Consider the following 21,987-nt stretch of genomic DNA (forward strand, 5'->3'; position numbering starts at 1 on the left):
TTTTTTCTTTATTATAACATAATTTAGAAAATAGATATTGTTTTTACTATAACAATTATTTCACTTCAAGTAGTTGCATGCGTTCGTTAAAAAGTGCAGGATAGCTTAAAAAACCTATCATTATGCTCGATAATGTCGCTGCTGTTAGCAGGGCGAAAATGATTAATAATTGGAATTGCACCGCTTGAATAGGGTCTGCTCCACCAATTATTTGGCCACTCATCATACCTGGTAATTGAACAAGGCCAATTGTTTTTTGGCTTTCGATTGTAGGAATCATACTGGCTTTTATCGCATTCATTAGCTGTCGATGAATGGCCTGTTTTGGTGTGCCGCCAAGCGATAAAATTAACTCAATGTCGTTCTGGTGACTTGTAATTTCCGATGTGAAACGATTTAAAAATAGAACTGATAATATCATTGAATTACCAATCATCATACCGCTAATTGGAATAATATACTGTGCTGTTGCTGGTACAATATCAAAACCAAGCAATACGCCTTGCGTAACAACTTCTACTACAATGAGAGTTAATGCTATTTTCCATGTAATACCTTTAATACCTTTCCCTTTTTTACGAGCATTTAGTGTTGCTACTATAATCATTAAAGCAACCATAAGGAAAATATAAATATAGCTTTGAGCATCAAAGACAAATTTTAAAATGTAACCGACGGCGAGTAGTTGAATAATAGAACGAATAGTAGCGATGAGTGTATCTTTTTCAAGTCCTAGCTTTAAGGTTTTTGACAATAGAAGAGGAATTAAAACAAAAATTAACGTTAAGGAAAGCGAAGTATACGTCATACATTCACCCCCTGTACAAATTCAGCGACACGTGGATTTTTAGGTGCGTTAAGTAAGGAGCTTTTTCCTGTTTCAATTAGCTCTCCGTCCATCATGACCCAAGTGTAGTGTCCGATTGTCAGCGCTTGCTGTAAATTATGAGTTATCCAAATGATGGTGACATTAAACTTTTTATTGATTGTAGCAATAAGTGTCTCAATTTCCTGCACAGATTGACGGTCTAGTGCAGATGTGATTTCATCTAGCAATAAAATGGAGGATTGATTAATAAGTGTTCTTGCTATAGAAACTTTTTGTCGTTGTCCACCTGATAATTTATGCGTAGGGCGTTGTAAAAAGCTTTGATCGAGTCCGACATCTCGTAAATATTGGATAGCTTCTTGCTCTGTAAGTTTTTCTCCTTGTAACGAACGAGGAAGTGCAAGATTGTCAAATACAGTTCCTTCTATCATAGGGGCAGCTTGAAGAGCCATACTCACATGTCTTCTTAAAGCGGTTGGCTCGAATGTAGAAATGTCTTGATTATCAATTAATATTTGACCATCTGTAGGGGATAATAGTCCATTGCACAATTTAAGTAGAGTTGTCTTGCCAGCACCTGAAGGGCCGACTAATGTAGTGATTTTTCCTTTCGGGAAAGAACCAGTAATCGATTTTAATATCATCTTGTCATTCGATGAAAAGGTGACCTGTTGAAAATGAATAGCAGGCTCATATAATGTATTCATAAAGTTAAAACTCCTTTATACTAATAGGTAAAATAACTGTAGCATGAAACGAAGGGAAGCTAAATAATATTTTACAGGTAGTAGGTAAATTAAGTTAAGGGGGATAGAGAATGGATGTATTATATGTAGATACATTAACATATGCACAAGGTAATATGTATATCGTTGCTTCAGATGAAGGGCTTGTATATATCGGAACACCGAATGGACCATTTGAAGAGGTGGAAGTGTGGGCAAAAAAGCCATTTAAAGGCTATCGCTTTGAAGAGAATAAAGAAAAGTTACAGCAATATGTTAAGCAATTAACGGCTTATTTTAATAAAGAGCTTACTGAATTTGATGTGCCAATACATGTCAAAGGGACACCGTTTCAACTAGCAGTATGGGATGCTTTGAAGGAGCTACCATATGGTACAACGACAACGTACTCAGATATTGCACACTGCATCGGTAATCCGAAAGCAGTAAGAGCTGTAGGCAGTGCAATCGGCGCCAATCCAATATTGGCGATTATTCCTTGTCATCGTGTAATTGGAAAGGATGGTAAGCTAACAGGCTTTCGTAGTGGACTAGCTATGAAAGAATTTTTACTGGAGCTAGAGAGAGCGTAATAAAGAATCTGCATACCTTTTGGGAAACAGCTCTCCAAAGGGATTGCAGATTCTTGATTTTTGTATTAAAGAAGCCGAAGATTATTAAACACTATACATGTTCCTCTTGGACATTGTTATTTGTTTTACCGAAATGAGTTAAACGATGAGCAAATGTTTCTCCTCGTACGGCAGAGCCTTTGAAGATATCCTGAAACTCATAAGCCGGAGCACCATGTTCGATGACATCTAGACCAGTGACTTCTTCTTCAGCAGAAACACGTAATGGCACAAATGCTTTTATAATAAGTAAACCAGCTGCTACTGAAACGCTAACCCAAGCAATTGTAGCAATAACCCCTATGGCTTGCACTCCTAATAGGCCAAACCCTCCTCCATAAAATAATCCTTGACCACCAATATCAAACAAGCCAACTGCTAGAGTACCCCAAATACCACAGATACCATGGACAGCGATCGCACCAACAGGATCATCGACTTTTAATTTCCATTCAATGAAGCGGACGCCCTCGACCAATAATGGAGCAGCAATTAATCCAATAATGAGTGAACCGACAATACTAACATTAGCGGCACCAGCGGTAATACTTACAAGCCCTGCTAAAGCACCGTTTAATGTGAGTGAGCCATCGATATGGCCATATCGAAATTTCGTATAAAGGGCAGTGACCACAACTCCTGCAGCAGCAGCGAAAAATGTATTTGCGATTACGCTAGGAACAAGTTTAGGGTCAGCAGCTAATGTTGAAGCACCATTGAAGCCAAACCAACCAAACCAAAGTAAAAATACGCCTAAAGCTCCTAATGGAATACTATGTCCTGTAATAACGTTAACACGACCATTTTCATATTTACCGAGACGAGGACCGACCATTACCGCAGCTACAAATGCCGCGACTGCACCTGTTAAATGAACAACGGTAGATCCAGCGAAGTCGATAAAACCAAGATTTGTTAACCAACCTTGGCCACTCCAAACCCAATGACCAACAACAGGATAAACAAGTGACGACATGAGAATAATAACGCCAATATAAGCAAAAATATTAGTACGTTCTGCTACTGCTCCTGATAAAATCGTTGCTCCAGTTGCTGCAAACATCGTTTGGAAAATAAAGAAGGAAAGATCATCTACACCATTTAAGGCAAAGCCACTTGAACCGAAGAGACCGTCAGCTGTATCACCAAACATAATAGCGTAACCACAAAGAAAATAGACAATACCGCCAAGTGAAATAGTTAGGAAGTTTTTCATAATAATATTGACTGCGTTTTTTGAGCGTGTAAAGCCAGCTTCAACCATCGCAAATCCTGCATGCATAAAGAAGACTAAAATTGTACCGAGCATCACCCAAACTAAATTTATAGATAATGTTATTTCATCCATATATATATCGCCCCCTTATTCTACTGCAATTGATCCGACTTCTTTTGTGCGGATACGAATTGCTTGTTCTACTGGATAAATGAAGATTTTACCATCACCGACCTTACCGGTTGCTGCTTTACGTAACAAAACTTCAACAATAGGATCTACTTTTTCATCATCAACAATCATTTCTAATTTCAACTTCAGTAAAAATTCAATTTCGTAGGTATTTCCGCGAAATAAACCTGTACGCCCTAATTGACGACCGCAGCCAGCAATTTCTGTAACACTGAGCCCTGCGATACCTTCCTGTGCAAGTCCGTCTCTGACAGCGCCGAAAACTTCGGGACGGATGATTGCTTCTATTTTTTTCATCAATATCAACTCCTTGAGTAAATTTAATTTACATGTTAAAACGCGATGAAAAACGGCGCAATCATTTTTTGAATATTCATGTTATATTTTATTACATTATATATTTCGAATTTCGAAATAGTTTGCTGAAAAGGTTTTTAAAAGGGGAATGAAAGCGGTACTAAAAAGTATGTCTAAAATGTGAACAATTCAAAATTTTCCGACTATTAATGTGAGGAAATCTAACATTAAAGTAGGAGGATGTAATACGCAAGAATTTGGGTATATAGTGTATACTAGGACTAATTATCAAAGCGGAAGAAGGGGTTTCTTGTGAGATCAAACTATGCAGATGATAGCTTAGCGCTACACACAGACTTGTACCAAATCAATATGGCAGAATCGTATTGGGCTGATGGTATACATAATAGAAAAGCAGTTTTCGAACTATATTTTAGAAAATTACCTTTTGGCAATGGTTATGCAATTTTTGCGGGGTTAGAGAGAATTCTTGAGTATTTACGTGATTTTCGTTTCACTGATTCGGACATTACGTATTTGCGTGAAAAGGTTGGTTATAAAGAGGATTTTATTGAGTATTTAAAAGATATTCGTTTTACAGGGGATGTGTTTTCGATGGTGGAAGGAGAAACGGTTTTCGCTAATGAACCAATTATCCGCATTGAAGCACCTTTAGTGGAAGCGCAGCTAATTGAAACCGCATTACTTAATATTGTGAATTACCAAACCTTAATTGCAACAAAAGCTAGTCGTATTAAACAAATTATAAAAACTGAAGTAGCGATGGAGTTCGGTACACGACGTGCTCAGGAGATGGACGCGGCAATTTGGGGAACGCGTGCAGCATTTATTGGTGGTTTTGCTTCAACTAGTAATGTGCGAGCAGGTAAACTCTTCAATATACCAGTATCAGGTACACATGCACATGCACTTGTTCAGGCCTATAAAAATGATTATGATGCATTTCACTCCTATGCAAAACGTCATCGTGATTGCGTATTCCTTGTAGATACTTACAATACGTTAAAATCGGGTGTGCCAACAGCGATCCAAGTGGCTAAAGAGCTTGGTGACAAAATTAATTTTATTGGAATTCGTTTAGATAGTGGGGATATAGCTTTCTTATCAAAAGAAGCACGTCGTATGTTAGACGAGGCAGGCTTCCAGAACGCAAAAATTATCGTATCAAATGACTTAGATGAATACACAATCTTAAACTTAAAGGCTCAAGGTGCAAAAGTGGATGTGTGGGGAATTGGTACAAAGCTCATTACTGCGTATGACCAACCAGCTTTAGGTGCTGTTTATAAAATGGTCGCTATTGAAAATAACGATGGACAATTAGAAGATACGATTAAAATTTCAGCGAATGCTGAAAAGGTAACGACGCCAGGGCTTAAACATGTATATCGCATTATTGATAGAAAGAATGGTAAGGCAGAGGGAGATTACATTACGATGCAAGATGAAAATCCTCAATCAGAGGAACGAATTAAAATGTTCCACCCTGTTCATACATTTGTATCAAAATTTGTAACGAACTTTGAAGCTAAGAATTTACATCATCATGTGATTAAAAATGGTGAAATAATTTATCAAAATCCTACTTTGGAAGAAATGCGCGAGTATGCAGCTGATAATTTAGAGTTGTTATGGGATGAATATAAACGTGCCATGAATCCTGAGGAATACCCGGTGGATTTAAGCCAAAAATGCTGGAATAATAAAATGCGCAATATTGAAGAAGTAAGTGAAATGGTCAATCGATTGTAAAACGTAAGGAGTGAAGGATAAAATGACATTACAGCAAGAGATCATTAAGGAATTACGTGTACTACCTACAATTGATGCGCAAGAAGAGATTCGCAAATCCATTGATTTTTTAAAGGAATATGCTCGTCGCTATAGCTTTGTAAAGGGATTTGTTCTCGGGATATCAGGTGGGCAAGACTCTACGTTAACTGGAAAATTAACGCAGCTTGCGGTTGACGAGTTAAATGCCGAGGCGGGAGAAGCGGAGTACTCGTTTTGGGCTGTTCGTTTACCATATGGTGTCCAAGCAGATGAAAAGGACTGTCAGGATGCGATTGACTATATAAAACCTACGAAAACGTATATGGTCAATATTAAAGATGCAGTCGATGCAAGTGTTAAAGCATTAACGAATGCGGGTATTGATCTAAGCGATTTTGTAAAAGGGAATGAAAAAGCACGTGAGCGAATGAAGGTGCAGTATTCTATTGCTGCTATGAATAATGCTGTTGTGCTAGGGACAGATCATGCTGCGGAGGCAATTACAGGTTTTTACACAAAATTTGGGGATGGTGGTGCGGATTTAATGCCAATCTTCCGTCTCAACAAGCGTCAGGGTAAGCAGTTGTTAGCTGCGCTTGATTGCCCGGAGCACTTATATTTAAAGATGCCAACTGCAGACTTAGAGGAAGATCGTCCTTCATTACCAGATGAAGTAGCTCTTGGTTTAACGTATGATCAAATTGATGATTATTTGGAGGGCAAGGAAATCCCTGAAGATGCTCGTAAAACATTAGAAGGGCATTATTTACGCTCCCAGCACAAGCGCCATATGCCAATTACAATATTTGATGATTTTTGGAAGTAATATTTATAAGGTTCATCACTTAAAGATAAATGATATTTAATGAAAAATATCCCATTGTATATAAGTTGATTGGAGTGGAGGCTGGGCGACTCCTTGGGGATCAGCGTCACAGATGAGACCCTGGAGCGAGCAACGCGAGTGAAGCGGCTCATCGGACGCCCCCAGGAAAGCGCCCAGCCGGAACGGAAATCAACCCCACGCTATGAGTAATATTTGGGAAAAGAGTTATGAGAAAAAGTGAAAAACATTTTTTCTTATAGCTCTTTTCTATTTTTTTAAGCAATTTGGTTCTGTATTATTAAGTTCAAGCATATAATGTCGATATATATACCTACAAAGTTGATAAAAAGTAAAGGAGGGTAATTATTTATGAGGACTTCTAGAGTAAGTGCGACGACTAGTAGTTTATTTCGTAACGAACAACAGTATCTACATGCTGGGGATTTAAGCCATAATTTCGGACAAAATCCGAAACAACAGTTTAAAAATAGTCTGCAAAAGAATAAAGATAAAAAGCATATAAGTAAAACTAGACAAATTCAAGAACAACGTCCTAATAAAATAGCGGCTAGTTATGTGGACAGTTCTTACGATTTACAAATACGCAATGAATTAAATGAAACTGCCGTTAAGCTAAGTCTTGTCAGCAAGCAAAAGAAGCTTCTCAATAGTTACCGCTCTTCTATATAACATCATAAATCGAACTCTCTACATCATTCTGGATGTAGAGAGTTTTTTTATTGGAAAACAAAAGGAAAAAATGAAATCTTTACGAATGTTGTGGACTTTAAATGAGGATAATTTCCGTACACACTACTCGGCTTTCCTGTAGAACAAAAAAATCATTTGTTTCATCTGCGCGAAAGCGAAGCGGCAGCGACAAAGCGCTCAGTCGGAACGGAAATCAACCCCTCATTTTGCCGAAGAGCCATTAAATAGGACCTTAATTTCATTGACCCTGAATGTAAGTTGCAGAAAATAAAAAATATATATTTTTTATTCGAAATATTTGAAGTCAAGATGTTCAATGAATATTCAAGGAAATTTTTCCAATACTTCACAGCTATTTTTAACTTATTTCACAACTTACCTGTAAAGTATTTAGTAGCAATAGAAAAAAAGAAATTGGGGGAAGCAATTGTGAAAAAAATATGGTTACCTGTACTAGCAGTATTACTTTTACTCGCGGCTTGTGGTACAGAAAAAGCACAAGTTAAGAAAGAAGAAACGAAGGAAGATGTTGCAGCAAATGAAGCAGAAGCAAAGGATAAAACTATGCAAGTCGCTTCTTTAGTTGATCCACGTTTACAAGAGCCAAAAGAAGGCACAATGTGTGAAATGTGTAATATGAAAGTATATTTGAAGGACGAAGATATGGGTGAATTCTCTACTCAAGCAATAAAAGAAGATGGAACAGTTGCCTTTTATGATGACATAGGCTGTTTAGTAAATGCCGAGGTTGCAAATAATGAAACGAACGAAAAATTTGTACGTGATTTTATCACAAAAGATTGGGTAAAGGTGGACGATGCAACTATTGTCAAAACAGACCTAAAATCTCCAATGAACTGGGGATATATTTATTTCACCAATAAAGCAGATGCAGACAAATATATCGCTGACAATCCAACTGCACATGTAGAGGAATTACAAAAAATTAAAGACGATGCATTAGAGCGTCGTAATAAGAAGATGAAGGAAAAAGCTGAAAAAGAAGCCAATGGTAAATCTGACTCTATGCATATGGAAGAGATGAATCAGAACGGTCATAGTCATTAGTCGAATGGACTAGGGGGAATCCTCTAGTCTTTTCGTGCTGAACTAGGAGGTAAGGATTGGTGAAAAAAATAGGGTTTGCCTTATTATTTTTCCTATTCATGAGTCAGGCAGTGTACGCCGATTTCGATGTACAGGAGGCAATTAATGGAGCGAAGCCAGGGGAGTCCGTTCATATTCCTGCTGGTCGTTACCGAGGTAATTTTATGGTGACAAAACCGATAACGCTACAAGGTGAAGAGGGAACGGAACTTATCGGTGAAAGAGACAACCCCACACTCCGAATTGAAAACACTGCTAATGTCACTGTGGAAAATATAACGTTATCAGGGAAAAATAAAGCGATCGTTGCTAGTACTGTAGATGGACTTGAGCTACGTAAGTTACAAATTAAAGATGTTCATACAGGTGTCCTTATACAACGTTCCAAAAATGTACACATACATGAGATCAATGTGACTGGTATCGAAGGTCATTATTCAAAAAAAGGTAATGGGGTGGCTGTTTTTAAGAGTGAGAACATCACCATCGAAGGCAATACTATTGAGCAAGTGCAGGACGGAATTTATATAGAAGAGGTCAAGCATATTGTTGTTCAACGTAATAAGGTGACGAGCGGTCGTTATGGTACGCATTTTATGTATACAAGTGATGCTGAAGCACTTTTTAATACATATGATCAGAATGTGACTGGCCTTATGATTATGATGACAACAGACATATTCCTTGAAAATAATATAGTAGCTAATCATTTTGATTTTAATGGCTACGGTATGCTGCTGTATGATGTGCAGCAAGCCAAAATTAAACATAACACGATCAAAAATAATCGAACTGGTGTTGCCATGCAGAAAAGTACAAATATCCAAATTGAAACAAATGATTTTCAGATGAACCAAACAGCCATAGAAGGTACAAAGGTAAGTGATGACACAATGGCTAGTAGTAATAACTTTACAGGTAATATTTTAACGGCGCGCTCCGATAAGCAAGGCTTTCAACTAGTAAGTAATTATTATGATGATTATTCAGGGATTGACTTAAAAGGCAATGGTATCGGTGATATTCCATATGTGGCTGTGTCAAGCTTTGGTCAATGGATGGTGCGTCAGCCTGTTTACCAATATTTCGTGGCATCTCCGAGCGTCATTTTACTGACAGCGCTGGATCAGCAAATTAATAAAACTGAAAAGAACATGCTTGTTGATAATACGCCAAAATTGGCAATAACGCATGTAAAAGAGAAGAACGGGATGAATGTGGTGCAAATTCTATTAGGTTTATTCTTGTCATTAAGTAGTTTGTGGCTATGGAAAAGAGGAATAACAGAATGAAAAAATGGATGATGATTGTCATGCTATGTTGTGGTGTTTTGATGGGGTGTAGTGAAAAAACATATGAGCCTCGTGAAATAGTTAGTGAAACCGATGTTTGTAAAATTTGCAATATGAGTATAGTTCACAGTGCATATGCTGGTCAGATTGCGTTGAAGAATGGTGATTATGAAATTTTTGATGACATTGGCTGTCTGATGGAATATATAGAAGCGAATGGAGAAGGTGAGATTGGAGCAGCCTTTATTAAAGATGCAGCAAAAAATGAATGGATTGACGTTTTTAACGCTGTTTATGTATACAACAAGGATTATTGGACTCCGATGAATTATGGGGTAGTTGCGCTCGATTCGAAGGAAGCGGCACAGGAGTGGATGACTACAGAGGGAGAAGGTCAGCTCCTTGCCTATAAAGATTTACACGATTTTAAATGGGGGATCCATAAGTGATGTATAGCATGCTTATTAAACTAGAATTAAAGCAAATGCTCAGAAGCCGTTGGATGCAACTTGTAGGCATACTTTTCACATTCGTTTTTACAGCTATCATTGTCATTCAGCAAATGGCATTACCTGATGTAGAGGGTTTTACAAGACAGACAGCCTCGTTTTTAAATGTATTGTTGTTTTTATTGCCTCTGTTTATATTAACTATCGGTAGTATGAGTGTCGCTGGTGATGTGGAATCAGGCTGGTTTTCATTATTAAAGACATATCCAATGACACGTACGCAATATATTGCAGGAAAGTATATTGCCTCCGTGCTTGCCTTTTTATTGGTCGTTGTCGTGGCGTTTGGAGTAATTTTAGCGCTTGGTGGATTGCTTGGTGGTGTGCGTTTGCCATTTATTTTTATTATTCTAACTTTGCTATGTATCTTCATTTTTGTGTCATTGGCCATTGCAGTGGGAGCCTTTGCGAAAACAAGATTATTTGCACTATCGTTATCACTTGTTTCTTGGTCCATTTTTTTATTGCTAATCTCTTACGCTTTAATGGCTATTGGAACTGTCGTGGCAGGACATATTCTTCAAAAACTGACGATTATAGCGATACATATTAATCCTGTGGAGTGGCTACGCTTTGGTTACTTTATTTTTACAGATCAGGCTAGTGTGCTTGGACCAGCATTTTTTAAAGTAACGCAGTTTTATTCGTCATCATTAGGTTATGCAGTATACGTAGCTGTGACATTGCTTTGGATAGTATGTCCGTTAGCTTTTACTAGCTTGCTTTTAAAGAAAGGGGACAGAAGATAATGCTATTAGAAACAAAGAAGTTATCAAATATCTATGATAATAATAGAGGTCTTCATGAAGCCTCCTTTTCTTTACAGGCGGGGCGTATTTTAGCGCTTGTAGGAGGAAATGGTGCTGGAAAGAGTACTTTAATTCGCCTGCTAACTGGACAGGAAAAGCAAAAATCAGGAGAAATAATATGGCATAAACCACAAGCTATTCGATACATGCCTGACGATGTGGACTTTCCGTCTATGTTAACAGCAGCAGAAATTTTGCAGCTACTTGCTTCTTTAAAGAAAATCGGTAAAAAAGAACAGGAAGATGTACTAAGACGTGTTGCTTTATGGGATGTTCGAAAGCAAAAAGTGAAGCATTTCTCTAAGGGGATGCGTCAACGGCTTAATTTAGCCCAAAGTTTACTTGGTGAGGGCTCTTTGCTTATTTTAGATGAGCCTACGAACGGTCTTGATCCCTTTTGGATTGCAGAGCTGAAAAAAATGATGCTAGAGGAAAAAACAAGGGGCTGTACTGTAATATTTTCTACGCATTTGCTTGCTTTTGCGGAGGAAGTAGCGGACGATGTATTAGTTTTACATGAAGGAAACATACTTATTTCTGGTGAATTAGAGGAAATACTTTTACAAGAAAATTCATCTTCCTTAGAGAATTTATGGTTAAAAAAATTAAATCTGTAACATTTTGATAGGTAATGACGTTATACTAAAAGATAGGTTTGTTTGAATTGTATTCAGACAAGCCTTCTTTTTCATGCTGAAGCAGTATTACTTTTCTCGATAAGTGCTTAAACTAGCAATAGAGGAACGTCTCATATAATTGTGTTACTAAACATATTTCGTTATTCTTAAAGAAGTTATCATGCAATTCAAACAATTGCTGAGAATGAAATAGGAGGTTTTTTTGATTTATGAATTCACAAATACAAGATGTATTAGAAAATATAGAAAAAGTAATGATAGGCAAAAGAGAGGTTGCAGAACTCAGCATAGTAGCTTTGCTGGCAAGGGGACATGTCTTGCTTGAGGACGTACCAGGTGTCGGTAAAACAATGATGGTGCGAGCACTGGCTAAATCCTTTGATGCACAGTTTAAAAGGATTCAATTTACACCTGATTTATTACCGTCAGATGTTGTAGGGGTATCTATTTATAATCCAAAAACGTTGGAATTCGAGTTTCGACCTGGTCCGATCATGGGTGACGTAATTTTAGCTGATGAAATTAACCGTACATCTCCAAAAACACAATCTGCTTTACTTGAGGGGATGGAGGAAGCATCTGTCACTATTGATGGTAAGACCTTAACAATCAATCAACCATTTTTCGTTATGGCCACTCAAAATCCAATTGAGCATGAGGGAACATATCCGTTACCAGAAGCACAGTTGGATCGTTTCTTACTAAAAATAAAAATGGGTTATCCTTCAAGAGGGCAAGAAGTGGAAATTCTTCGTCGCGCTGAACATGGTAAACCAATTGAAAAAATTGAAGCGGTGCTAACAGTTGCGCAATTAAATGAATTGCAGGAGCTTGTACAGGGTGTGTATGTTGAAGATTCGGTCAAAAACTATATGGTCGAACTAGCGACTCAAACAAGGGAAAATAGCTATGTATATTTAGGCGTAAGTCCTCGCGCAACAATTGCATTAATGAAAGCTTCACAAGCTTATGCATTTATCAAAGGGCGTAGTTATGTTACTCCTGATGATGTTCAATATTTAGTACCGTTTGTTTTTTGCCATCGTCTAGTATTAAAACCAGATGCTCGTTACGATAACGTTACGGCAGAGGAAATTATTGAGCGAATTATTGCGAAAACACCCGTGCCGACTAAGAGGTTTGCAGAGCAATGAAGAAATGGCAAGCTTTAATAGAGAAAAGTAAACATTTCTTATTAGTATCTTTGTTAATGATCATAACGTTTTGTTATGCCATGTTCCAAGGTGGGTTTGTCAGCTGGTTTGTATTTTTTACAGTTAGTCCGTTTTTGCTATACGCATTTATTTTCTTACTGGTGAAAGAAGATATTTTACTAGTGGAACGCAAAATTGATCCCTCTCATGTTGAGAGTGGACAATCTACTAAGGTTACCATTACGGTAGAACGAAAAACACGCTTTCCGTTTGCTTATATGATGATGGAGGAACTTGTGAACAGTGAAGCCCTTGTTCAATCGAGGGTTCAAGGAACGAATACCATTAAGTTCGTTGGCTTCAAGAAAAAATTTAGCTGGAATTACATGTTGGAAAATATGTCCCGTGGCGAGCATCGTTATTTAGGTGTTAATATTGTTTTCTGTGATTTTTTTGGCTGGGCAAAAAAGCGAGTTGTGGCAGAAAAGGAACAAGTCATTTTAGTTTACCCGAGAGTACGCGAGATGAAGTATGCCGCGCTTCAAACAAAATTTGATGTTGGTACAATGATGTCTCCTTATTCGATTGTGAAGGATACATCAATGGCTGTTGGCTTACGTGAGTATGTTCCAGGCGACCGTTTTTCGTGGATTCACTGGAAATCATTTGCGAAAACACAAACATTGCAATCTAAGGAATTTGAAGATCGTCAATCACAGGAGTTAATGTTAGTACTCCATGCCGGAAAGTCTCCGTTATTTGAAGAAAAAATTGAGCTTGTAGCATCGATGCTACAAACAATTGTCGGAGAACGTGGAGATATTTCATTTACTTCAGCTGGTTCCGAAACGAAGGTGTTTCCGATTATCCAAGGTAATAAACAGCTAGATCAAGTAATGCATCATTTAGCTGCTATAAAACCTGCTGAAACTGTCAAATTTCAATTACGAGATCAGCAAGTGTTTAAGCATATTGCAACATTACTGTATGTTACAAGTGAAGTATCAGATGAATTACTTCATTCTCTAGCCACTATGGTGAAAAGCTGTATTTGTTTTGTAGTAGCAGAACAGCCACCTACGCAATCAGAGCTGGCAAAGCGTTATAAGCAAATTCAAGTTGTACATGTAAATCCAACAGATTATTACCATTTGTTCACGGAGGTGATGAAGCCGTGAAAAAATCACTAGGAGATTTTATAGAATTAACGATAGCATACGTAATAATTTTTCTAATTTTACGTGAATGGCTTATTCCTGTAATGCAGCTAACAAATACAAGCTTGATTCATTTATTTTTAGTGTTTATCGGTCTATCATTAGTACTCAGCTTATTTCAAGTACATCCATTGTTGTCGGGATTAGTGAAGTTGGGTTATATTACTTGGTTTATAGTGTTTGTTTATAGTGAAAGTCCCTTTATATCAGGACAGACATTACCATTTCTAATGCATGAATGGAAATGGAATATGACGACTATTCTTTCGGGCGATTTTGGACAAGTATCAGATTCATTTAGAACGGTGCTATTCCTTGCGCTTGTTTGGATGTTAATATACCTAATTCATCACTGGATTACTGTGCGGAAAAATATATTCTATTTCTTCGCGTTAACGGTATTCTTTATTGCCACACTAGATACATTTAGTGACTATGATGGAAAGGTAGCGATTGTTAAAGTTATAGTGCTTGGATTAATCATGACTGGCTTGCTTTTTGTTAAGCGCTTATGGCTTCAAACAGATGCACCGAGCAATGTAATAGGAAAATGGAAACTGGTTATTCCGATGATCGTTTCGGTAATGCTTGTTAGTGCAGTGGCGTTCTTTTTACCTAAAACAGGACCGACCTGGGCTGATCCAGTGCCTTTTATTAAAGGGGTTGCAGGGCAAGGGAATTTTGGAACAGGTGCAAAAACAGTTGGTTACAGCGAGGATGATAGTCGATTAGGAGGACCGTTTCAAGGTGATAATACACTAATTTTTACTGCAGCTTCCCGTGATCGCCATTATTGGCGTATAGATACAAAGGATACTTATACTTCGAAGGGTTGGATTCTTTCGGAGGGGAACTTTGGCAAAAATGTCTATCAAACCAATAGCCCTATCCAAACTTCGTTACAAGTGGGATCTCCTGAAAAAGAAAGTCAAATTCAAATAGACATTGCTTCTCCAATGCCATTCTTATTGCAAACGTATGGCATGATATCTGTTTCTGCCCAAGATTCACCGCTGTTTATTCAGGATGAACACACTGAAAAAATAGCAATAGAACAACAGAATGGCGAGTCGAAATTATTATCTAACTATACGATTTCTTATAGTGAGCCAGAATATAGCATGAAGCAGCTTCAAATGTCTAAAACATCCACGTTAGAAACATTAGATCCGTCCTTTGATCGTTTTTTACAATTGCCAAATACACTTCCGCAACGTGTAGTAAATTTAGCGAATGACATCACAAAGGATAAAGCTTCGGTTTATGATCAAATAAAAGCAGTTGAAAAATATTTTTCATCTCATGGCTTTAGATACGATAAAAAAGAAGTAGCAATTCCAGCTGAGGGTCAAGATTATGTTGATCAGTTTTTATTTGATACTAAAGTTGGTTACTGTGATAATTTCTCAACATCAATGGTTGTCCTCCTACGTTCGGCGGGGATACCCGCACGTTGGGTGAAAGGCTTTGCCCCTGGTAAGCCTGGTCGAATAACAGATGGTTTACAGGAGTATCAAATTACAAATGATAATGCACACTCATGGGTCGAAGCATATGTACCTGGAACAGGCTGGATGGAGTTTGAACCGACAATTGGATTCACAGGGAATGTGAATATTGATTATGATATTGAGCAAGACACTCCTCAGCAGGAGCAAGTACTGCAGCCAGAAAAAAAACAAGAGCAACCAATGAAGAAAGAACAAGCGCCGAAGAAAGAAACTTCTAGCTCAACGTCGTTTAGTTTTGATGCTATATGGACATGGGTGAAAAAGCTCACTTATGTATGGATTGCGCTAGGCGTTTTGATGATCATCGCTAGTATAGCTTTGTTTATGCAACGCAAAACGTGGATACCTAAAATGCAAGTACGAGCATTTCGTAAAAAAGAAGCGGACTGGACAAATTTTGATGCTTCATACCATGTTTTAACGAAGCAATTATCTCGTATTGGATTACGCCGGAAAGATGGTGAAACATTACGAGCATTTGCTACAAGGGTAGATGCATCGCTAGAGACAGAGGAGATGCAAAAACTGACCGCTGTATATGAACAACATATTTATGGCAAGGATAAACAAGAGGTTGATTTTATGGAACTGAAAGAAAGTTGGGAAAATTTAATCAATCGCACTATCGGTTGATTTTGACGGGTACAAAGAGTAAAATGAAAAAAATTATATATGATGAGGATTGCTTTCATATAAGTTCGATAATAAGGTTCGGATGTTTCTACGAGATCACCGTAAATGATTTCTCTATGAAGGTGGATGTTTTGGTTAGGTGAGAAGGTTAGTAAATCACTTTTCTTTGCTACGCATTCGCCTTTATAAATCAAGAGCTTATGAACGCGTAGGAAGTTTTTACTTTCATACGCGTTTTTCTTTGAACATATGAAAAGTCCTTTAAAAATAGTAGAAGAGGTGGAAATATTGTCAGCTAGCCCTTTATTAGAGCAAGAAAAAATCGTCGTTCTTGATTTCGGTAGCCAATTTAACCAATTGATTACGCGTCGTATCCGTGAATTTGGTGTTTTCAGTGAGTTACATCCTCATACGATTACAGCAGAAGAAATTAAAGGTATGAACGCAGCAGGTATTATCTTTTCAGGTGGTCCAAACTCAGTTTATGACGAAAATGCTTTCCATGTAGACCCAGCTATTTTCGAATTAGGCTTACCTATCTTAGGTATTTGCTATGGTATGCAATTAATGGCACATACGCAAGGCGGTAAAGTTGAAGGTGCTGAAACACGTGAATATGGTAAAGCGGAAATTAAAGTAACAACTTCAAACAAGTTATTCGGTAACTTACCAACTGAACAAATCGTTTGGATGAGCCACGGTGATCATGTAACAGAAGTACCTGCTGGTTTTGAAGTAATCGCAACAAGTGCTGCTTGCCCTATCTCTGCAATGGCAAATGTAGAACGTAAACTATATGCAGTACAATTCCACCCAGAAGTACGTCACTCTGTATACGGTAACGACTTATTACGTCAGTTCGTATTCGACATTTGTGGAGCAAAAGGCGATTGGTCAATGGCAAACTTCATTGAACTTGAAATCGCAAAAATCCGCGAAACAGTAGGTGACAAAAAAGTATTATGTGCACTTTCTGGCGGTGTAGACTCATCAGTTGTTGCTGTTCTAATTCATAAAGCAATTGGCGACCAACTAACTTGTATGTTCGTTGACCACAACTTAAACCGTAAAGGTGAAGTTGAGCAAGTTATGAAAACATTCACAGAAGACTTCGACATGAATCTTATTAAAATTGATGCACGTCAACGTTTCATGGATAAACTTGCGGGCGTATCAGATCCAGAGCAAAAACGTAAAATTATCGGTAACGAATTTATTTACGTATTTGATGAAGAAGCGGCTAAACTTGAAGGAATGGACTTCTTAGCTCAAGGTACGCTTTATACAGATATCATTGAATCTGGAACTGCAACTGCACAAACTATTAAATCACACCATAACGTTGGTGGTCTTCCAGAAGACATGCAATTCAAATTAATCGAACCACTTAACACATTATTTAAAGACGAAGTGCGCGCACTAGGATTAGAGCTTGGCCTTGACGAAAAAATCGTTTGGCGTCAACCATTCCCAGGCCCAGGTCTAGGTATCCGTGTACTTGGTGAAGTAACAGAAGAAAAACTGGAAATCGTACGCGAATCTGATTTCATCCTACGTGAGGAAATCGCAAAAGCTGGTCTTGATCGCGACATCTGGCAATACTTCACGGTATTACCTGACATCCGTTCAGTTGGCGTAATGGGCGATGCACGTACGTATGACTATGCAATCGGTATCCGTGCTGTAACATCTATCGACGGTATGACTTCTGACTGGGCACGCATTCCTTGGGATGTACTAGAAAAAATCTCTGTTCGCTTAGTAAACGAAGTAAAACACGTTAACCGCGTACTGTATGATATTACATCTAAGCCACCAGCAACTATTGAGTGGGAATAATCCTCCTCATTTGATTTCGAATAAAAAGCTAGTCTGATTTTTTTTCAGACTAGCTTTTAATTTCCTTTTTTAGCATTAAAAATAAGAAAAGTACACCCATTTCTACGATAAGCGGAACAAAAATAATATTTAAATTGAAGAGAATTATACTCATCAAAATAGCTATACAAATAAATATTGAACTATATCGATAACTTTTTGATTGATAAAAGAATGAGTATGGTAACAAATGTGCACCGTAAATAATTGCATATACAGGTAAGACCCACATTGGTGCTTTAATCAATAGAAGAATACAAATATTAAATATAAAATTTGATTGTTTGTTGCAATCAATAGTCCATTAATCAATGGGTTTTCTTTATAAAATAAATCAACATCTAATATTTTGGCGCAAAGAATCGAAACAGGAAACAACAATGCACCACAAGATAAAATACCAATATTTTTTATCATTAAATCTAAAGGCAACAACGTGATTATTGTGATAACTCCCCAAATAAATATTGAGTCCATTATAAAAGGAAGCCCCTTCTTTTGTTTCTGAGCAATATCATTTAATAGTACTTGTAAGCTTGTATTGAGGTTCATTTCCGTCTTCTTAATTTTCAAGCGATCTATTCAAACTATCCGCTATTTTTTTATTTTCATATTTTGAGAAAAAATAAAATCCTATAATATGACCAATCAACGTTATCACTAAAATTAGCAATAAATAAGGTTTGATAATTGCAAATACTTTCAGTGAAAAAAGATATACACTTCCTATACCACAGAAAAAATTCAAAAAAGTACTAATAGTAATTTTAGATGTTACTTTTAATGTTGAGTAGTTCCACAAATATGGGTAAGCTATACCAAAAACAATCCCCATCAGAACACTAATACCAATTAAATTCCAAATATAAAGAAAGTTGACTATTTCTTCGTGAAGATTAAAAATAGTAATTAAAAAAACAATCCAAATCAACCCCAAAAATGAAACGTATAAAAAGCTATTTTTTAAGTCTTTTATCATATCAATTTCTCCTTAATAGATTTTGCATAATGTCTACTGACAATATACTTATTTTGTTGTTTTGTAATAACTTCCAATCTAGCATGACTTCCCGAAGCAAATGAGTGTATTTGATTCAAATTCAAAATCATTGAATTGTTGATTCTAACCAATCCGAATGATTCTAAGTAAGATAATTCTTTTAAAATCTTATTCAGCAATAGCTCTGTACCATCTATTAAAAAGATTTTGGTAAAATGACCGGATGCTTCAATTGCTTCAATGTCATTGAGTTCAATCATAACCTGACGATTTGTTTTGAAATCTGTTGCGCTTAATGTTATAGATTGAAAAAAATGCTGTTCAATTGTCGAAAGCAATTCTTTATTCGATGGATTACTAATAATCTCAATTTCAGAAGATGGTTGATTGTTTTTCCAAATATAGTTGAATTTCATGTTGATCTCCTTTCTGTTTTAATCGTAGCAACACTTCTCAGAACTTACGATGATTTTTCGTTTTGTTGCAAAAAAAATAGGTTTTGTTACATTGCTATCAGCAAATGTCTTTTTATCGAAAGTGTAGCGACAGCAAAGCGTCACCTACAGATGTTTTTGTACCGAAAGCGAAGCGACAGGTACAGAAGACATTTGTAACTGCCATTTCACTTACGTTACATAAAACATTTGCCGAAAGAAGTTAAAATCCTCTAGAATTCAAATGGATCCTAGGGGATTTTTTATTTTATAACTAACAGTAAAACGTTCAGTCCTGACCTATTTATGTAACGATTTTTTGAAATGTGAACATTAATTAAGAAATTTACACGAACTTTCGTGTAACATTTATAAAAAATGTTCGGAAATAGGGTTGAAATCTAAAAAATGAAATGATATATTACGATTGTAAATTAAATATGTCGTCGTATAATGTCGGGGATAAGGCCCGTGAGTTTCTACCAAGTTACCGTAAATAACTTGACTACGATTTTAGTTATATATACCAATGTATAGACACTAATGAATTTCACACAATAATCGTGGTGAAATATATCGTAGACATGCGACTAGTAGAGTAGTCAGTGTGTCTTTTTTGTTTTCGATATTGAAGACGACCATACGGAGGATTTCTTTAAAATGAAAAAGTATTTCATGTTCGATGAATTAGGAACTAATTATCGCCGCGAAATAATAGGTGGTATTACTACATTCCTTGCTATGGCTTACATTTTAGCTGTTAACCCTGGTATGTTAGAAAACGCAGGAATGGATAAAGGTGCTGTATTCGTAGCTACAGCATTAGCAGCTACAGTCGGTTCTCTTATTATGGGTATATTTGCTAAATTCCCAATTTCCCTTGCTCCTGGTATGGGCTTAAACGCATTCTTTGCCTTCACTGTAGTTGGAGCTTACGGTATTCCTTGGCAGACTGGTTTAACAGGCGTTTTCTTCTCAGGTGTTATCTTTATTATTCTTTCATTAACGGGTATTCGTGAAACAGTAATTAATGCAATTCCGGTACAACTTAAATATGCAGTTTCAGCAGGTATTGGTTTATTTATAACATTTGTAGGTTTACAAGGAGCGGGCATTATAATAGCTAGCCCAGCTACATTGGTGACTTTAGGAACGTTCACTGGTACAACTTTACTAGCTGTATTCGGGATCGTACTTTCAATTATTCTTATTATTAAACTACGTAGTGTTGGTATTTTCTTAGGGATGGTTATAACAGCAATTGTTGGTATGATTACAGGTGTCATTGCACCTCCTACAGCAGTTGTTTCAGCAATTCCGAGTGTAGATTCTACATTTATGGTAGCTTTAGATCCGATTTTTCATGACTTCGGTTCATTATTAAACGTTAAATTTTTAGTTGTTGTCTTAACATTCTTGTTTGTTGATTTCTTTGATACAGCAGGTACTTTAATGGCAGTTGCGACACAAGCAGGGTTAGTAAAAGATAATAAATTACCACGTGCAAGTCGCGCATTGATGGCTGATGCTCTTGCAACAACAATTGGTTCTTTATTTGGTACATCAACAACTACAGCGTATGTAGAGTCAACTTCTGGTGTAGCAGCAGGTGCTCGTTCAGGTTTCTCTGCTGTAGTAACTGCAATACTATTCCTGGTAGCATTATTCTTCTCACCGTTACTTGCTGTGGTAACTCCAGCGGTAACAGCACCAGCTCTAGTTATTGTAGGTGTTCTGATGGTATCCTCATTACGTTTAATTGATTGGGATAAATTCGAAATTGCTGTACCAGCTTTCTTTACAGTAATCATGATGCCTCTTGGTTACTCAATCGCTACTGGTATTGCAATAGGTTTTGTATTCTATCCAATAACAATGCTTTTAGCGGGTCGTAAAAAAGAAATTCACCCTATGATGTATGGATTATTCTTTGTCTTCCTTGCATACTTTATCTGGGTACGCTAATTATAAATACACAAATCGAAATATAAAAAGTACCTGCAATTGTTAGAAAACGAAACTAACAGTTGCAGGTGCTTTTCTTATTGGAGAAATTAAATGCTAACAAAAATAATAAAACTCTTAAAGGTAAGGAAGCTTCATTAACTTCTGCCAGAGAAAATGGAAGCAATTTATGTGAGGGACAGGGGAATTTGAAATACTCGATTAAAGTGCCATTCATACTTGAGATGCTTTTCAATGGAAGCATTTAAGTTTTATACGGTGAAGTTGATTTATATACTATAGAAGAAACTCCTTATTAATTAATTAGAATAGTTTTATTTTAATAATTCACTTGCAAACTTAATATTAAGGTGATATATTTATAAACGTTGTTACGAAATAAACAACAACTTAAAAAATACTAACATGAATGGTTGACATAGAGTTAACAATATGTTAAAGTATAGAAAGTCACTTAAATGTGACGAACTAATGAACCTTGAAAACTGAACAAGCAAAACGTAATCAATAAAGTTTTAAGTAGCTAACCTTGAGTTGGTGAACGAAACAAAATTTTGGACATCAAACATGATGCCAGCAAAACAATTTGAGCTAATCAAATTTCTTTTATGGAGAGTT

Annotated in this window: 21 protein-coding genes, 1 pseudogene and 2 riboswitches; of the genes and pseudogenes, 15 read left to right on the plus strand and 7 right to left on the minus strand. The window is 36.8% G+C overall.

Annotated elements, in window-relative coordinates; all coding sequences use genetic code 11:
* Positions 1–55 precede the first annotated feature (55 nt).
* Both ACQKOF_RS22190 and ACQKOF_RS22195 read right to left on the minus strand, forming a co-directional pair.
* Positions 56–808, minus strand: coding sequence for an ABC transporter permease (locus ACQKOF_RS22190; protein ID WP_427561836.1), 753 nt, complete (start codon positions 806–808; stop codon positions 56–58).
* Positions 805–1,536, minus strand: coding sequence for a phosphate ABC transporter ATP-binding protein (locus tag ACQKOF_RS22195; protein ID WP_427561838.1), 732 nt, complete (start codon positions 1,534–1,536; stop codon positions 805–807). The genes ACQKOF_RS22190 and ACQKOF_RS22195 overlap by 4 nt, the downstream gene beginning before the upstream one ends.
* Positions 1,537–1,646: 110 nt before the next feature.
* Between ACQKOF_RS22195 and ACQKOF_RS22200 the strand changes: the two genes are divergently transcribed.
* Positions 1,647–2,147: a methylated-DNA--[protein]-cysteine S-methyltransferase gene (locus ACQKOF_RS22200; RefSeq protein ID WP_427561840.1), complete on the plus strand. Its 501-nt coding sequence runs from the start codon at positions 1,647–1,649 to the stop codon at positions 2,145–2,147.
* A gap of 91 nt (positions 2,148–2,238) precedes the next feature.
* Here the strand turns inward: ACQKOF_RS22200 and ACQKOF_RS22205 are convergent, their stop codons facing one another.
* Complete coding sequence (locus ACQKOF_RS22205) at positions 2,239–3,534, minus strand: ammonium transporter (RefSeq protein WP_427561843.1); 1,296 nt, start codon at positions 3,532–3,534, stop codon at positions 2,239–2,241.
* A gap of 15 nt (positions 3,535–3,549) precedes the next feature.
* On the minus strand, positions 3,550–3,891 hold the full coding sequence (locus ACQKOF_RS22210) for a P-II family nitrogen regulator (protein ID WP_427561845.1): 342 nt from the start codon (positions 3,889–3,891) through the stop codon (positions 3,550–3,552).
* Between the two features lie 312 nt (positions 3,892–4,203).
* Here ACQKOF_RS22210 and ACQKOF_RS22215 point away from each other — a divergent pair, with 312 nt between their 5' ends.
* From ACQKOF_RS22215 to guaA, 12 genes are all read left to right on the plus strand, one after another.
* Entirely contained in the window at positions 4,204–5,664 is a 1,461-nt protein-coding gene (locus tag ACQKOF_RS22215; RefSeq protein WP_427561848.1) for a nicotinate phosphoribosyltransferase, read from the plus strand.
* Positions 5,665–5,686: 22 nt separating this feature from the next.
* Entirely contained in the window at positions 5,687–6,511 is an 825-nt protein-coding gene (nadE, locus tag ACQKOF_RS22220) for an ammonia-dependent NAD(+) synthetase (RefSeq protein WP_427561851.1), read from the plus strand.
* Positions 6,512–6,880: 369 nt separating this feature from the next.
* Positions 6,881–7,201, plus strand: coding sequence for an NAD synthetase (locus ACQKOF_RS22225; RefSeq protein WP_427561853.1), 321 nt, complete (start codon positions 6,881–6,883; stop codon positions 7,199–7,201).
* A 450-nt stretch (positions 7,202–7,651) separates the two neighbouring features.
* Positions 7,652–8,290 (plus strand): nitrous oxide reductase accessory protein NosL, encoded by a 639-nt coding sequence (locus tag ACQKOF_RS22230; protein ID WP_427561856.1) that lies wholly within the window; start codon positions 7,652–7,654, stop codon positions 8,288–8,290.
* Between the two features lie 59 nt (positions 8,291–8,349).
* A complete protein-coding gene (locus tag ACQKOF_RS22235; RefSeq protein WP_427561859.1) occupies positions 8,350–9,621 on the plus strand; it encodes a NosD domain-containing protein in 1,272 nt (423 codons plus the stop codon).
* Positions 9,618–10,070, plus strand: coding sequence for a nitrous oxide reductase accessory protein NosL (locus tag ACQKOF_RS22240; RefSeq protein WP_427561862.1), 453 nt, complete (start codon positions 9,618–9,620; stop codon positions 10,068–10,070). The genes ACQKOF_RS22235 and ACQKOF_RS22240 overlap by 4 nt, the downstream gene beginning before the upstream one ends.
* Positions 10,070–10,879 (plus strand): ABC transporter permease, encoded by an 810-nt coding sequence (locus ACQKOF_RS22245; protein ID WP_427561892.1) that lies wholly within the window; start codon positions 10,070–10,072, stop codon positions 10,877–10,879. Before ACQKOF_RS22240 ends, ACQKOF_RS22245 begins: the two co-directional genes overlap by 1 nt.
* Positions 10,879–11,556, plus strand: coding sequence for an ABC transporter ATP-binding protein (locus ACQKOF_RS22250; protein ID WP_427561865.1), 678 nt, complete (start codon positions 10,879–10,881; stop codon positions 11,554–11,556). The genes ACQKOF_RS22245 and ACQKOF_RS22250 overlap by 1 nt, the downstream gene beginning before the upstream one ends.
* A 230-nt stretch (positions 11,557–11,786) precedes the next feature.
* On the plus strand, positions 11,787–12,731 hold the full coding sequence (locus ACQKOF_RS22255) for an AAA family ATPase (protein WP_427561867.1): 945 nt from the start codon (positions 11,787–11,789) through the stop codon (positions 12,729–12,731).
* Positions 12,728–13,909 carry a DUF58 domain-containing protein gene (locus ACQKOF_RS22260; protein ID WP_427561870.1) on the plus strand — a complete coding sequence of 394 codons (1,182 nt, stop codon included), beginning with the start codon at positions 12,728–12,730 and terminating at the stop codon, positions 13,907–13,909. Before ACQKOF_RS22255 ends, ACQKOF_RS22260 begins: the two co-directional genes overlap by 4 nt.
* Entirely contained in the window at positions 13,906–16,092 is a 2,187-nt protein-coding gene (locus tag ACQKOF_RS22265; protein WP_427561873.1) for a transglutaminase TgpA family protein, read from the plus strand. Before ACQKOF_RS22260 ends, ACQKOF_RS22265 begins: the two co-directional genes overlap by 4 nt.
* Before the next feature lie 35 nt (positions 16,093–16,127).
* A riboswitch (purine riboswitch) is annotated at positions 16,128–16,229 on the plus strand.
* 151 nt (positions 16,230–16,380) lie between these two features.
* On the plus strand, positions 16,381–17,931 hold the full coding sequence (gene guaA / locus ACQKOF_RS22270; protein ID WP_427561875.1) for a glutamine-hydrolyzing GMP synthase: 1,551 nt from the start codon (positions 16,381–16,383) through the stop codon (positions 17,929–17,931).
* A 49-nt stretch (positions 17,932–17,980) separates the two neighbouring features.
* Here guaA and ACQKOF_RS22275 read toward each other — a convergent pair.
* The 3 genes and pseudogenes from ACQKOF_RS22275 to ACQKOF_RS22285 all read right to left on the minus strand — a co-directional run bounded on the left by ACQKOF_RS22275 (position 17,981) and on the right by ACQKOF_RS22285 (position 19,386).
* Positions 17,981–18,522: pseudogene (locus ACQKOF_RS22275) on the minus strand (DUF7010 family protein).
* Between the two features lie 10 nt (positions 18,523–18,532).
* Positions 18,533–18,949, minus strand: a complete 417-nt coding sequence (locus ACQKOF_RS22280) for a hypothetical protein (RefSeq protein ID WP_427561878.1) — start codon at positions 18,947–18,949, stop codon at positions 18,533–18,535.
* Positions 18,946–19,386 (minus strand): LytTR family DNA-binding domain-containing protein, encoded by a 441-nt coding sequence (locus ACQKOF_RS22285; RefSeq protein WP_427561880.1) that lies wholly within the window; start codon positions 19,384–19,386, stop codon positions 18,946–18,948. Before ACQKOF_RS22285 ends, ACQKOF_RS22280 begins: the two co-directional genes overlap by 4 nt.
* Before the next feature lie 444 nt (positions 19,387–19,830).
* Positions 19,831–19,932: riboswitch (purine riboswitch) on the plus strand.
* Between the two features lie 132 nt (positions 19,933–20,064).
* Between ACQKOF_RS22285 and ACQKOF_RS22290 the strand changes: the two genes are divergently transcribed.
* Positions 20,065–21,369 carry an NCS2 family permease gene (locus ACQKOF_RS22290; RefSeq protein ID WP_427561883.1) on the plus strand — a complete coding sequence of 435 codons (1,305 nt, stop codon included), beginning with the start codon at positions 20,065–20,067 and terminating at the stop codon, positions 21,367–21,369.
* An 80-nt stretch (positions 21,370–21,449) separates the two neighbouring features.
* Positions 21,450–21,617, plus strand: a complete 168-nt coding sequence (locus ACQKOF_RS22295; RefSeq protein ID WP_427561886.1) for a hypothetical protein — start codon at positions 21,450–21,452, stop codon at positions 21,615–21,617.
* The last annotated feature ends 370 nt before the right edge of the window (positions 21,618–21,987 follow it).

It is taken from the genome of Lysinibacillus sp. NPDC093190 (assembly GCF_050280425.1).
Classification (GTDB): domain Bacteria; phylum Bacillota; class Bacilli; order Bacillales_A; family Planococcaceae; genus Lysinibacillus.